Origin of the sequence: Granulicella sp. S156, from assembly GCF_009766105.1 — a bacterium.
Classification (GTDB): Bacteria; Acidobacteriota; Terriglobia; order Terriglobales; family Acidobacteriaceae; genus Granulicella.
The window spans coordinates 184,462-198,187 of record NZ_LMUH01000001.1; the positions used below are offsets into that span (position 1 = coordinate 184,462).

Genomic DNA, 13,726 nt, shown 5'->3' on the forward strand with positions numbered 1-13,726 from the left:
GTCCTCTCGACGAAAGTCAAAGTCGAACAGACTTCCGACTTAAGAAGCACATACCTTGTAGAGGGTTGCCCGAGTCTCGTAACGGGTTGTTCGCGCTTTTTCATCTCATCCAAACAGCGATTTGTATCCGTACACTGTGGGGTCCGCGAGGTCCGGCAGAGACGAATCAAACATGATTCTTTTCAGTTCGTTATATCCCGCGTGATGATGGTATAGGCTCCCCAAATCATCTATGAGAGGTAACACCTTGGCAACGAAGAAGACAGCGAAGAAAGCTGTAAAGAAAGCACCGGCAAAGAGTCGCGCAATTTTGCGAGGGGTAAACAAACTTGCTGCGAAGAAGGCACCGGCAAAGAAAGCCGTAAAGAAAGCTGCGAAGAAGTCTCCTGCGAAGTCACGTATGTTTGAAAACAGCTTGATTGCGAAGAAGAGCGCGAAGAAGGCCGTGAAGAAGGCCCCCACAAAGAAGAAGGCCGTAGTGAGAACGATAACCGGCGGTACCATTACTGGTACTGGTTCTATTACTGGTCCTGTGTCGTTGGCTGCGAAGAAGGCCGTCAAGAAGGCTCCAGCAAAAAAAGTGGCAAAGAAGTCTCCCCTTAAGACGCGATCTACGGTTACTTTAACCGCATATTAAATCGTCTCCAACCCGTGCAATACAGGCAAGCAAAACGCCCGGCAACTCATGACGAGAGCCGGGCGTTTCTGTGTCTCACGCAGCTTCACGCTCTTGAGCTATTGCCGCAACGCTGAGCAACTCTGCTGATAGGCCTGCAAACCACCTCGCTGCAACTGTCCCTGAAGCCCACGATCTATGCCGTTGTAGGACGCATCAAGATGATCATCACGCAGCACACCAAACAACTCTCCGCTGTCCGGAGCTTCCGCTGAGATAAGCGTAATGCCCAGCGTGTCGTCACTTACGGTATTGGTCTGCTGCAGAGCATATTCTGTCTCGCGCTGTTTATTGCACATGCGAACCGTGCCGGTAAGCGTTGGTGAAGACCAGTGAACAAGACTCACTGACGTGTCGACATAAACAACGCGCTGGTCGGACGCGCCGTCCCCAGAAGACATCGTACCGACCCAACTGCCGGTCACCGGATGGATCAACCGGACTCGGCTCACGTACAGATAGCCGGCGAGAACGACAAAGACGCTAGCTGCCATGAGGGCCATGAACACTACGCTCTTCAACAGGCTACCTGCCGTCACCTTGCGGTCTCCGTACTTGGCCACAAACTGCTGTTCCGCTGGCGTGCCGTGCTGCTCGTACCACTTCTTTTCTTCTGGGAGCATCGCTAACCTCTCACTTCGCGAGTGAACATCCTGGCAATGCTATGGATTCGGCTCTTGGTGAATGCAGCAGAATGTCTCCGTTCGAGCTTAGCGCAAGCTGAAAGCTGCTTGCGTGCATGTTTCGTGTTATGCGACTGATGCGGAGGTTTGAACGGGGCTTTCAGCAACCGACACAAGCACGTTACCACCATTTTGCGATGCCTCAAGCACGACAATTAAATGGAAGTTGCCTTCCCTGCGACTGATGAGATGAACACTAAGTAGATTTAGAATTTTTTGCCCCCATTCCTGAAGGTCACGAAAGTCGGCGGGAGGTTGGTTTTTCGGGTCGAGCAGTTGTCGCAGGTTGCCCTTATGCAACGCATCACCGCATCTCCCGTAAAGAATTATCAACTCGCTCTTGGTCAGGAACTCGCGGTCATAGTCGCCCAGATGAATATGTCCCAGGTTGAAGGCAAGTTTTCGTGGTGACGGATAGAAATTTGGATGTAGCTTTTCCAGACGTTTAACAATTTCTCCGGCGTGGTAAGTTTTTTGAAGCGGTGCCGATTTCGTTTCCTCTATGTCGCCATGCGCGACTAGACAGCCGAGGGCGATCAGCTCACAGAGCATGCGAAGCTGTAGAAAACAGTATTCCCGTTGCAGCGGCACGGGCAACGCGTAGCCAGAGTTTGTGAGCGTGTTGATACTGAGGGCACGAACCTTCGCTTCCTCCATGATTGAGGTATACACTTTGGCGGCATCCAGATCGGCTTGCGTTGGCATTGGCAACCCCCTAGATTTTACAACTCTGAATATTGTGTCATTGACCGGGGGCTACCCGAAAAAACCACATCGTCTGGGCGGGTGGCCCAGGTCTCATCTCGTCACAACAAGAGTGGGTGCGCCCATATCTTGCTTCTGAGATGTGGGCGTTTGCAACGGCATGGTCTCTTGCGCGGACACCCATGGGGATAAACCTCCACCGTCTCAGGAACTCCTATTGAGTAATGAAGAAAGCTCGACAATGCCCACTGTTCGAGTTACTCAGCGAGGCCACGTAGATCAGGGGCCCATCATCGTACAACCCACATCTCAAAGGCGAGATGTGGGGCACCCATTTTTGTTCCAATTCAGACCTAGGCCATCGGCCTGATAGATCGCGCTTTCGGCGCTCTAAATCTTCTCTGGATTAGAACCTAGAATTTCACACTTGCCGCGGGATGCTCCCGTATCATCTTGCTCATTTAGCACCGTCGTATCGAGGATAAAGCGGTTTGTAGTGCTCCGAATCGCATTGCGAATCGGAGCAAGCTTTTCAGTTTCAGAATCGCCCTGCTCTGCATAGTAGAAAACCGCAGGTTCAGTTCCACGAATACTCCCGTGTTGAACAATCATTCCAGAGACTTCAAGTCGCACCTGCACCTTCATCCCGCCGTTGCGCGGCCCCCGCTCACCGGTCGAGCGGCAACCATTGAGGCTCTTCGCCCAGCGTGCGGCTATATCGCTTAGAGAACCTTCTTAAGTGAGCCCGGGGTAACGTGGAAATACTCTTCCACTTCGTGACATTTATCTTCGGTGTATGCACCGACCCATACCTTACGCACCACTCCAGATTGATCGATGACGATCGTTTCCGGCGTGCTGTCTAGATGCAGCGCAGAAACCGCTCCGGTCGACGGCTGGTATACCGATTGCAGGGGAAAGCCAGCCGACTTTATGTACGCTTTGAGGCCCTCCCCACTCAGCGAAACACCAATAAAATCAAATTGGTTGTGTTTCAGGTCGAATAGCTTCGTAATGTTCCCCAGGTTCCTTGCGCACCATCCGCACGTCGGTGAATAAATATACAAGACCTTCGCCTTGCCCGATTGAGAACCGTCAACGAAACTAATGTGTTCTGGTTGGTCGTCGAGGCTGAGCGCATCCATCGCGAGAATGCGCGTTCCAGCAATAGAAGGAAGCGATGAAGACGGTTGGCTCTGGATGTTTTGGATGTCCGCGCGCAGCTTGAGAACTTGATGCGCAAGCAAGACGTTCACGGCAATTGATGCTACGAGTAGAACAAGCGTAATGATGTCAAGTTTTTTCGCAAACATTATGGCCCCTTTATAACTGACAACTCAATAGTAAAAAATCAGTTGGCGGTCGGCCTTTCGATATGATCTATCACTACTAGAGATAATGGCACTTTGGAGCGATTGAGCTTAAAGCCTAGACCTTTTAGAGCCACCTGAACCAGAGCAAAGTCATCGGACACGCCTTCTGACTGCAACTCCGAACCAGTTGAATTCTGATCCGGAATCTCTAATGTGAAGTCGTATCTTGCATCCAAGTTCGTTTTATCCCGAATAGGGAGTCCCGAAAACAACGAGAGGAACGAAAGGAGTAGTCTCACCGAGGCATTTTGGAAGGTCCAGCCATGGCTCCCTTCCTTCTCGAAATAAGTTACGGTTCCTCCATCATCCCTCATAATTGCGTCAGGGGGAGGCGTCTCATCTGGCTTTCCAGCGGAGATTTTGAGTCCGCGGTCGATTTCAAGAAAGTAACCATCTACTTCAGACGCGGTGCGATGTGTTTTCAGGTGACAGCGGTCTTCAAGCAGCTTCTCGAACATCGATTGAAGCTCAGGGTTTTCCTCAGAGGATGGTTTTTTTCGTAATTTTTGCCACGCAACTGCATCCTCGAAAGCTATTTTCGCGATGATGTCATACTTCTCATCAAACACCCAAGAAGGCGCGTTTCTGATCCAATTTGGATCGCGCATTCTTACAGGGAAGTACGCGTAGGCGATAGTTCGCCAAAGAGGCATGCCGACAGCCTTATAGCCGTCCATGATAAATCCCGAAGGAGCATCGTCACCATTATTCTTGTGAATAGAAACGACATCAAAATTCAATTCAGACATGTTGGCAATGCTGGACGGGTTTGTTGCTTTCGCAAATGGGTTTCTCGCCTCAGCGCTTTGGCCAATTGCTCGTGACGGTATTGCCAAACAAATCGCGATCAAGCTCGTGAAAATGCATGTCACAACAGTACGCATCGTGCTTTCCTTATGGTCGGTCAAAACTCATACCCCCGAAGAAAGACAATCGGGGCGCCTCGAACCCGCCCCGATTGTTCACTTTCCTTGCGAATTTCGCGGAAAGATTAGCACGCAGTGCAAACACTGGAATTCGGACTAGCTTCTGTGGTACCACAGCATCCGCTAGAGCATTGACCGCTCTTGCTGCAAGCTGCACCTACCGGTTTCTTGGAGTAATCAGGTTGAACTTGGCTGAACGCCGGAAGGACAAGAGTAGCTGCTGATGCGAGAATCACTGTTGAAGCGAATGCGAAAAAATACTTCTTCCTTTGTTCCCTTTCTCTGTTGAAAGTTGAAGAACTAGTTATTGATGAAGCAAAGCTCCACCAGAGACACAGCTTGACACCTTCTACTATCACGCTTCTCTTGACCGGACCGCAATAAATCAATTGCGAAGCGATGTGGGAGTATAGCTCAATCAAGTTCTGGCCGAACATTATGCCTTTAGGTCAATGCGTTGCCCTTAGGCAGAAAAGATACACCGGCGTCTCAGAGGAAAGGCCGGCTCAAGTGTTTTGGTCCCATATAACGCGCGCGGAAGAAGCAAGGGGAAGTTGGACGCAGGTCTGCAAGAATTCGTGTTCATACATCAGCGCACTTGCATTCCTCGTGACGTCGGCATGATCGCATCCGACACGCCTGTCAATACATTGGCACATATGAACAATTTGCGGGGACAAATAGAGCGATACGCTTTGCAAGTCAATTTTTGGGACGTATCTCTTTCGTATCTCACCTGAGATTCAGTCGCTCGGGCAATCTCGCCGACATCCTTGCAAACTATTCATTTTGAAGGGAATATTTGGTAGCGTTACCGGGGCTCGAACCCGGACTCTTCGCCTTGAGAGGGCGACGTGTTAACCAGTTACACCATAACGCCACAGAACGGATGAGGAATCCGTTGCGACTTCCAAAGTATAGCAGACCGAAGCGGAAATAAGCTCCTTGACTGCGCTTCAAAACGACACGGCCTCGTCATAGACCAGACTGATCCCAGGCAGCAGATTCCCTGCGGGAATGACAACCAGAAAAGCAAGGACAACGGCATAAACCGAAACCGCTACAGCCCGAGCTTCTTGACCTCGTCGTTGTAGTACTTGCGGTACAGGATGTCCCACTCCTGCGAGCCTTCGACGATGATCTTGCGCTGCGAAGAGATCTTCTGGCGCGCAGCAGCATCGAGCTTCGTTTCGTCCGTCAGCAGCTTCTCGAGTATTTTGCGGGCCTCCTGGCGGATCGTGTTGCGATCCTCCAGAAAATCGACTTCGTCGATCTCGGCCAGCGTGTCGGCGACCGTGTGGGCGAGTTTGTTGAGCTTGTCGCGGCTGATTCTCATAGCACCGCCTTGTACTTGCGGGCGAGCTCGTTCTTCACCTTCTTGAACATCTCGGGGTAGCTGGCTCCGGTCTTGTGCATGTCGTCCTGGAACGCTTCGAGGATGACGCGGACCTCATCGTTGATGCGGTCTTCCAGCGAAAGCTCGTCGATGAGGCCGGCGGTGACGCGTTCGTCGACGATGGCCGGCTTCTCGGTCTTGATCATCTTCGCCGCGACGAGATGCTTATTCGTCTGCCGGGCGAGATAGCCTACATAGTCCTTGGAAAAAATCATGGTCTCCAAAAGGTTAGCACGGTGAAATGGTTGAGTCAGCAGGTCTTTGCACTCCAGCCAATTCTTCCCGCCGGTAGCGCACGAGCCTCCCGCATCTGCGAGAATGGCCTTTATGCATTTGGACGACCTTTCTTCAGTAAAAGACGATATGGTGGCCTTCATCGCCGGGCATGGCATGAGGCGCATGAACAGTTACGTGCCCGAAGATGTGCCCACTGTCATCTTCGAAGAGGATGATAGCGACGGCTGGAAAGACTTCGTCGAACACGCCAAGTCCGCCAACGCCCCCTTCCTGACGATGAGTGAAGTGGTCCTCGAGCCGGAAGACGTCGCGACGCTGATCGGCCAGGTACGCGATCACAACTACCCCGACCACGATGCCGTTGAGCTCGAAGAGGCCCAGGAACTGACCCAGCACGTCGGCAAGACCGGCTACCTGCAGCTTGGTTTCTCGCATGGCGGCGTCATGTATCTCTACGAGACCGCAACCGAGTGGTACGACACCTTCCAGGAACTCATGGAGACCGTCACGGACCTCGGCCAGATCATCGTCGACGACACCGACGAAGACTGAGGCTCGCGTGAACGAACAACCTGTCGTTCAGGAGCCCCAATGGCACCTTGCAGGCAAGACTTCCGAGGCCGCCGGGCAACTGGAACGCGAGCTGGCTCTTCCTCCCTCGATAGCCTGCCTGCTGGTCTGCCGGGGAGTTGAGACCGTCGCTGCGGCGAAGGCATTTCTCCATCCCTCGCTCGACCAGTTGCACGATCCGTACAAAATGCTTGGCATGGACAAGGCGGTTGCCCGCCTTCGTGCGGCACTGCTCGCGCAGGAGCCCGTGCTCATCTATGGCGACTACGACGTCGACGGTACCGTCGCTACCGTGCTGCTGAAAACCGCGGCGGAGCGAGCGGCAGCGGCGATGGGCGTCTCTGCCGACATTCGCTATCACATTCCGCACCGCATTCGCGAAGGCTACGGAATGCAGGAGTTGCGCATCGAGGCGGCGGCAGCTGAAGGAGTGCGCCTCGTCGTCAGCGTCGACACCGGAATTCGGGCCTTTGCAGCGGCGGAAGAGGCCGAACGGGTTGGCTTGGACCTGATCGTTACCGACCACCACCTGCCGGACGGAGTAGAAGGCATTCCACGCGCCGTTGCGGTCCTCAACCCCAATCAGCCGGGCTGCGAATACCCCTACAAAGAGCTCTGCGGAGCGGCTGTCGCGTTCAAGCTGGCGCAGGCATTGCTTGAAAGCTCGGTGCAGGACGACGGCGAACGCAGCCGTCTGCGCGAAAAGACGCTGCCCTCGTTCCTGAAACTGCTGGCCATCGCCACCATCGCCGACGCTGTCCCCCTGAAGGGCGAGAACCGGGTCATCACGGCGCTGGGACTGCGAGAGCTGCAGCGGCCGTCGCAGGCAGGGCTCAAAGCCCTTATGGAGTTGGCCCAGATCGATACCTCCCACGCCATCTCCTCGACCGACATCGGCTTCCGGCTTGCTCCCCGCATCAACGCGGCAGGACGTATGGACATCGCCAGCGATGTGGTGGAGATGTTTCTGGCGAAGGATCCAGGAGTGGCGCGTACGCTCGCCGAAAAACTGCACCGCCTGAACGAAGAACGCCGGGCGACCGAGGCTGAAGCCCTGCGCGAGATCGAAGCACGGCTGGCCGAGATGGTTGCATCCCCCGCGGGCCTCGCGGCCTGCCTGGTGCTGGATGATCCCGCGTGGCATCGCGGGGTGATTGGGATTCTGGCCTCCCGTGTCGTCGAACGCACCGGCAGGCCAGCCCTGGTGCTCGCCCATGAAGACGGCCAGGCCTACGGTTCTGGCCGGTCTATCGCGGGATTTCACCTGCTTGACGCCCTCACCAGCGTAGATGCCGAGCAGGATACCCGGCTCTTTACTCGCTTCGGAGGCCACGCCCATGCGGTAGGTTTCTCTCTGCCCTCCGAACAAGTCGGCGAACTGCGCGACCGCATGGTGCGGTACGCAGCCTCCAGGGGTACGGCAGACGGTGGGATAGCGACTCTGGACTGCGACGTTGACCTCAGGCTCAGTGAGATTACGCCGGATTTTCTGGCTACCCTCGAACAGCTTGGGCCTTTCGGCAACGGAAACGCCGAGCCGCTCTTCGTGAGCCGAGGCGTGCGGCTGGCTACGGCGCTCAAGGTCGTGAAGGAGCGGCACCTTCGATTGAGCGTCGAAGACACCGCTGATGGCGCGCGCTTTGGCGGCATGGCGTGGGGTCGGCGCACCGATTGGGCCGCTCGCGCACGCGAGGAAAACTGGTCGCAAGGCGATCTTCTCGACCTGGCCTACCGCCTCCGCCGCAACTGGCATCCTGATTTCGGCGGATGGGAACTTGAAGTAGTCGCGATGCGTTCGATTGCATCCAACGAACCAGTCGAATCAACATAAACATCTGCATGTAAAAGTTTTGCTTCAACTTGGAGGGTTGAGCGTCTTATATACTGGCGCTTTGCTTATGGCACAACGAGAGTCTGGTCAAACACGCGGTTGGGTATGGGGCATCGCAACGCTTGTCGTGTGCGCTTTGCTCTTTTGGGCAGTCCGTGTAGCCTTCCGCGAAACGATAACTGTGAATACGGCAACGGTGGGATATCAGGACATTTTGAACTCTGTCCCGGCAAATGGCATCGTCCAGCCTATAGACGATTTTCAAGCCCATGCTCCTACCGCTGGCACCGTCGAAAAACTTTTTGTCGATCCTAGCCAAAAGGTCCGAGTCGGGCAGGAACTCGTCCGAATGGACGACAGCGAAGCCCGCAAGGGTGTCGTAGCAGCCCAGGCAGCGCTGCAGTCGAGCGAGGCTGCGCTGAAGAACCTGCAAAACGGCGGCACACACTCAGAACTCCAGACCCAAAACTCCGATCTGGACGCCGCGCAACTTCAGGAACGGCAAAACGCCACTTCGATGGAATCGATTCAGGCCCTACAGGCGAAGGGTGCGGCATCGGCCAATGAAGTAGCAACGGCCAAACAGCGTCTGACCGAAGCACAGGCCCATGTTGCGACTTTACAGGCACACCATACCAGCCCCTATGGCCCCACCGACCTTGCTACCGCACAGGCACAGGTGGCCCAGGCTCGCTCCTCTCTCCTAGCCGCACAGAGTGCCCTTGCGAGTGTCGATATCCACTCGCCCATAGCCGGCACGGTGTACTACATTCCTATCTCCCAGTACGACTTTGTGGCAGGTGGCGACACCCTGCTGGATGTTGCAGACCTGTCGCGGATCCAGATCCAGGGTTACTTCGATGAGCCTGAGGTCGGCAAGCTGGCCGTTAACCAGCCCGTATCCATTGCCTGGGAAGCCAAGCCCAATCATTTTTGGCATGGACACATCTCACAAACGCCAACGACCATCATCAAATATGGGACACGTTATGTCGGCGAGTGCATTATCACGGTCGATGACGCCAACGGCGATTTGCTGCCCAATACCAATGTCACGGTCAAAGTCACAACGCAGCAGCGAATACATGTCTTGAGTGTGCCTCGCGAGGCACTGCATACCGATGGACCAGATAACTTTGTCTACAAGATCGTCAATGGACGCCTGCACAGAACCCCCGTTCAGCTTGGGGCAGGACTGAACCTGATAAGCGCTGAAATCACAGGCGGCCTGGCAGAGGGCGATACCGTGGTCCTCGGCGCAACCACGGAAGCCGACCTGAGTGATGGGCTCGCAGTAAAAGCAAAGGCGCAGAGGTAGATGGGACGGAAAGATATCCAGGGACTTGGGGTACGCGGGCTTTTGGTGGCTGGAATACTTTCCGCATCAGTGCTTCCCTGCTTCTCTGCCGATACTGCAACCAACCAACGGGCGGCCAGCGAACGGGCTCTTATGCAAGGACGGGTAGATGAGGCGATTGCTGGTCTGCGACCCATCGTGGCAGCTAATCCGCAGGATGGCCAGGCGCACCTGCTTTTATGCCGCGCCTTCTATGCCGAAGAGTTGCCCGATCCCGCCGTATCCGAATGCGAAACGGCTCTGATCTCTCTGGATAAAAGCAGTGCGGCGCAGGACTGGATGGGCCGTGCCTACGGCATAAAGGCCAACCACTCCGGGCCCATCGCAGGCTACAAACTGGCCAGCAAGGTCAGGATTGCGTTTGAAGCAGCCGTCAACCTCGATCCCGGAAACGGCGATGCCGTGGACGATCTCAGCGAGTACTACGTGGGAGCGCCGGCGATCGTGGGAGGAGGGCTCGACAAGGCACTGGCTCTGGCCTCCCGTGTGGAAGCGCAGCTTCCCAAACAAGCCCATCGTACCCGTGCTCTCGCTGCCGAAAAGAGCAAAGACTACGCTACCGCCGAGCGCGAGTTTCAGGCTGCGGTCAGTGCCGGTGGACATCCCGACGCGTGGACAGACCTTGGCAACTACTATGCGCGGCGTAATGACAAAGGCAAAGCAGTCGACACGCTGCGCCACGCCCTTAACGCCGACCGGACACACGACGCTTCGCTGTTGGATGTCGCCAGCATCCTGTTCGACATGCGTATTGAGCCGAAGCTGACCGAACAGACACTGCGCGACTATCTGTCCTCCAATGCCAGGAGCGATGCGGCGCCGGTCTTCAAAGCACATCTGCTGCTGGGACAGCTATTGCAGAGTCAGGGTGACAAGGCAGGCGCTCGCGATGAGTTCGCCCGCGCCCTTGCGCTGGCGCATGAGTATGTTCCTGCGCAAAAGGCTATGCAGCAACTTTAGAGTGGCCACAGTCACCTATGCAGGAGAGAGCTTTGCGGAAGAGAACGATGCGAGGGTTGTGGTCGAAAGCGGCGGGTGCCGGATTGGCAATGAGCCTGTGCGCCGGCGCCTCCGCGCAGATGTCGTTGACCTCAGCCGTGGATCTTGCGCTGCGCAGCAGTCCCAAAGTTCAGGCGGCACAGGCTGATGTCGATAAGGCGCACGCCGCGCTGGCTCAGGCCCACGACGCCTATATCCCCAGCATCGTCGCTGACGGCGGCTACGGAAATGGTCTAGGCCCACCATCAGGCCTTCCAACGGTCTTTAGTCTCTCCAGCCAGTCCCTGCTCTTCAACTTCTCCCAACAGGACAATGTTCGTGCTGCGGCGTCGGGCTTGCAGGCCGCAAACCTCGCTGTAAAAGAGGTCCGCAACCAGATAGCCGAGGATGTCGCGATCACCTATCTCGATCTCGACAATGCCCAACAGCGACAGGCGGCTATGAATCAGGAGTACGAGATTGCGACGCACCTCGTCGGGATTGTTCAGGATCGTCTTGCCGTAGGGCAGGACACACAGTTGGAGTCTCTCCGTGCCCAGCGAACCGTTCTCTTGATACGTCAGGAGAAACGGCATACGGATAATGAGATCGCGACACTCTCCGACCATCTTTCGCGTCTCGTTGGCCTCCCTGGAAACCAGTTGACGGCTATCTCTGTCTCGATTCCCGCAATGCCTGCGATCAGTAGCTTCACGGACAACGGCCCTGACAGCTTCGGAATCCAGTCGGCCTTCCTGAACGCCAAAAGCAAGCAGGAAGTCGCCTTTGGCGAATCTCGTTACCGGTTTCGCCCGCAGCTGAGCTTGGGAGCCAACTACAGCTATCTCGACACCAGCGAACACGACTTTCTTACGTACTATCCAACCTTCAAAGGGAAAAGCAGCAACGACGCCTCGGTCTATATCCAGATACAGGTCCCTATCTTCGACCGGGCCCATGATGATCATGCGCGAGAGTCCGAGGCTGAAGCCCGTCGCGCCCGCTTCGAAGCCGAAAATCAACGCAATCAGTTTCTCGAGGGCCGCCTGAAACTCCGGCGTAGCCTCGACGAGCTATCGGACAGCTATGCGCTTGCCGGGATTGATCGTGATATCGCACAGGAACAACTCGACTCCACCCTGGTTCAACTCCGCGCCAATGCTGGGGATCCGAATAAGCCGCAACTGACCCCCAAGGACGAGCAAAATGCCCGGCTGCAGGAGCGTCAAAAGTTCATCGACCTTCTGGACACCCAGGTGCAACTGAGCCGGGCACAGATTAATCTCATGCGCCAGACCGGCCAACTGGACGGCTGGTTGAAGACCGTTCCCTCGCCACCGCCCAGCGCTACCCTAACGCCCGCCCCTCGCTAACTAGGGTTGAATGGGGTGCAAACGACATAAAGTCACTGCCACCCGGTAATGCCTTGGCCGCGATAACGTCGATAAACGCCCAAGCTAAACGAATATCGCTCAACTTCTCTGGCCTTCACGACTTCCGCCCCATCCTGTCGAAGCGAAATTCCGACTTTACGGCATTCTTCAACAGTAGATTGACCCCGTAACGCCCCGCGAGTGGCGAAGATCGCAACTGCATCGTAAGGTTATGCAGGAGAGAATTTTGCGGACGAGGGCGATACGAGTGCAATGGTCGAAAACAGCGGGTATCGGATTGCTGGCGGCCTTTTGCGCCTGTGCGTCTGCACAGATCTCGCTGACGTCCGCTGTAGATCTTGCCCTGCGCAATAATCCCAAGGTTCTGGCGGCTCAGGCGAGTCTCGACAAAGCCAAAGCTGCCCTCTCGCAGGCCCACGATGCCTATATCCCCAGTGCCGGCGTCGCTGGTGGCTATGGCGGATCTACGGGTGTTCCCCTCAATGTCCCGGTTGTCTTCAGCATCTCCAGCCAGTCGCTGGTCTTCAACTTCTCCCAGCCAGACTATGTTCGTGCCGCGGCCGCCGGAGTGCAGTCCGCTACACTCGCTTTACAGGATGCCCGGGACCAGATCGCAGAAGACGTAGTTGTCACGTATCTCAGCCTGGATAATGCCCAGCAGCGCCAGGCTGCCATGCAGCAGGAGTACGCGTTTGCGACGCGTCTTCTCAGAATCGTTCAGGATCGTCTCGCCGCCGGCCAGGACTCCCAGGTCGAGTTTCTCGGGGCCCGCCTGACCGCCGATCAGATTCGCGCCGCGCAGCTTCAAGCGGACGACGAGATCGTTACCCTCTCCGACCATCTCTCCCGCCTTACCGGTCTGCCCGAACATACCTTGACCGCCGTCTCCAGCTCGATCCCCGCGCTGCCATCCCTCGATTCGCTCCCAGGCAATGCCCCCGACAGCGTTGGCATCCAGGCTGCCTTCGCCAGTGCCAAGAGCAAGCAGGAGATCGCCTTTGGTGACGCCCGATATCGGCTTCATCCGGTGTTCAGTTTCGATGCCAACTACAGCCGCATCAGCACCAGCCATACCAACTACCCGCTGTACTACCCTGGCTTTCAAGGGAACAAGCATCTTAGCGATAATGCCCTCTCTGCAGGGGTTAGCATTCAAATTCCCCTATTTGACCGTGGCCATCAGGACAAAGCGCACGAATCAGCCGCAGAGGCCACCCGTGCCCGTTTTGAGGCGGAAGAGCAGCGCAATCAGTTTTTCGAGGGACAGCTGAAACTTCGCCACAGCATCGACGAGCTGCAGGCGAACAGCAAAGTTGCCGAAGACTATCGCGATATTGCCCAGGCAAAGCTCGAGGCGGTCATGGTCCAACTGGGCGCCAATGCCGGGGACCCGAATAAACCGCAATTGACGCCCAAAGACGAACAAAACGCCCGTTTGCAGGAGCGCCAAAGGTTCGTAGAGCTCCTCAATATGCAGTTTCAGCTTAGCCAGGCCCAGGTTAATCTCATGCGCCAGACCGGACAGCTGGATCCATGGCTGAAAGCCGCCGCCACACAACCTGCGGCCACCTCGATAACGCCCCTCCCCCACTGAGTACTG

Annotated in this window: 14 protein-coding genes and 1 tRNA gene; 7 read left to right on the top strand and 8 right to left on the bottom strand. The window is 55.9% G+C overall.

What is annotated here, in order from left to right:
- Positions 1 to 247: 247 nt before the first annotated feature.
- Entirely contained in the window at positions 248 to 637 is a 390-nt protein-coding gene (locus GSQ91_RS00885) for a hypothetical protein (protein ID WP_158819365.1), read from the top strand.
- A 98-nt stretch (positions 638 to 735) separates the two neighbouring features.
- Here the strand turns inward: GSQ91_RS00885 and GSQ91_RS00890 are convergent, their stop codons facing one another.
- The 8 genes from GSQ91_RS00890 to GSQ91_RS00925 form a co-directional block, all read right to left on the bottom strand.
- The gene (locus GSQ91_RS00890; RefSeq protein ID WP_158819366.1) at positions 736 to 1,299 is read right to left on the bottom strand and encodes a hypothetical protein; all 564 of its coding nucleotides are present in this window, start codon (positions 1,297 to 1,299) and stop codon (positions 736 to 738) included.
- A 126-nt stretch (positions 1,300 to 1,425) separates the two neighbouring features.
- Positions 1,426 to 2,064: a hypothetical protein gene (locus GSQ91_RS00895; protein ID WP_158819367.1), complete on the bottom strand. Its 639-nt coding sequence runs from the start codon at positions 2,062 to 2,064 to the stop codon at positions 1,426 to 1,428.
- 390 nt (positions 2,065 to 2,454) lie between these two features.
- Entirely contained in the window at positions 2,455 to 2,709 is a 255-nt protein-coding gene (locus tag GSQ91_RS00900; RefSeq protein ID WP_158819368.1) for a hypothetical protein, read from the bottom strand.
- A 77-nt stretch (positions 2,710 to 2,786) separates the two neighbouring features.
- On the bottom strand, positions 2,787 to 3,377 hold the full coding sequence (locus GSQ91_RS00905) for a redoxin family protein (protein ID WP_158819369.1): 591 nt from the start codon (positions 3,375 to 3,377) through the stop codon (positions 2,787 to 2,789).
- A gap of 38 nt (positions 3,378 to 3,415) precedes the next feature.
- On the bottom strand, positions 3,416 to 4,321 hold the full coding sequence (locus tag GSQ91_RS00910) for a TIGR03435 family protein (protein ID WP_158819370.1): 906 nt from the start codon (positions 4,319 to 4,321) through the stop codon (positions 3,416 to 3,418).
- A gap of 845 nt (positions 4,322 to 5,166) precedes the next feature.
- A tRNA-Glu gene (locus tag GSQ91_RS00915) sits at positions 5,167 to 5,243 on the bottom strand.
- A 180-nt stretch (positions 5,244 to 5,423) separates the two neighbouring features.
- Positions 5,424 to 5,699: a DUF507 family protein gene (locus GSQ91_RS00920; protein ID WP_158819371.1), complete on the bottom strand. Its 276-nt coding sequence runs from the start codon at positions 5,697 to 5,699 to the stop codon at positions 5,424 to 5,426.
- Positions 5,696 to 5,974, bottom strand: a complete 279-nt coding sequence (locus tag GSQ91_RS00925) for a DUF507 family protein (protein ID WP_158819372.1) — start codon at positions 5,972 to 5,974, stop codon at positions 5,696 to 5,698. The genes GSQ91_RS00920 and GSQ91_RS00925 overlap by 4 nt, the downstream gene beginning before the upstream one ends.
- A gap of 112 nt (positions 5,975 to 6,086) precedes the next feature.
- Here GSQ91_RS00925 and GSQ91_RS00930 point away from each other — a divergent pair, with 112 nt between their 5' ends.
- The 6 genes from GSQ91_RS00930 to GSQ91_RS00955 all read left to right on the top strand — a co-directional run bounded on the left by GSQ91_RS00930 (position 6,087) and on the right by GSQ91_RS00955 (position 13,720).
- Complete coding sequence (locus GSQ91_RS00930; RefSeq protein ID WP_158819373.1) at positions 6,087 to 6,548, top strand: hypothetical protein; 462 nt, start codon at positions 6,087 to 6,089, stop codon at positions 6,546 to 6,548.
- A 7-nt stretch (positions 6,549 to 6,555) separates the two neighbouring features.
- Positions 6,556 to 8,397, top strand: a complete 1,842-nt coding sequence (gene recJ / locus GSQ91_RS00935; protein ID WP_158819374.1) for a single-stranded-DNA-specific exonuclease RecJ — start codon at positions 6,556 to 6,558, stop codon at positions 8,395 to 8,397.
- Positions 8,398 to 8,464: 67 nt separating this feature from the next.
- On the top strand, positions 8,465 to 9,715 hold the full coding sequence (locus GSQ91_RS00940; protein ID WP_158819375.1) for an efflux RND transporter periplasmic adaptor subunit: 1,251 nt from the start codon (positions 8,465 to 8,467) through the stop codon (positions 9,713 to 9,715).
- The gene (locus GSQ91_RS00945; protein WP_158819376.1) at positions 9,716 to 10,714 is read left to right on the top strand and encodes a lipopolysaccharide assembly protein LapB; all 999 of its coding nucleotides are present in this window, start codon (positions 9,716 to 9,718) and stop codon (positions 10,712 to 10,714) included. It abuts the gene before it with no gap.
- Between the two features lie 32 nt (positions 10,715 to 10,746).
- Entirely contained in the window at positions 10,747 to 12,105 is a 1,359-nt protein-coding gene (locus GSQ91_RS00950; RefSeq protein ID WP_158819377.1) for a TolC family protein, read from the top strand.
- Positions 12,106 to 12,373: 268 nt separating this feature from the next.
- Positions 12,374 to 13,720 carry a TolC family protein gene (locus GSQ91_RS00955; RefSeq protein WP_158819378.1) on the top strand — a complete coding sequence of 449 codons (1,347 nt, stop codon included), beginning with the start codon at positions 12,374 to 12,376 and terminating at the stop codon, positions 13,718 to 13,720.
- Positions 13,721 to 13,726: the final 6 nt, after the last annotated feature.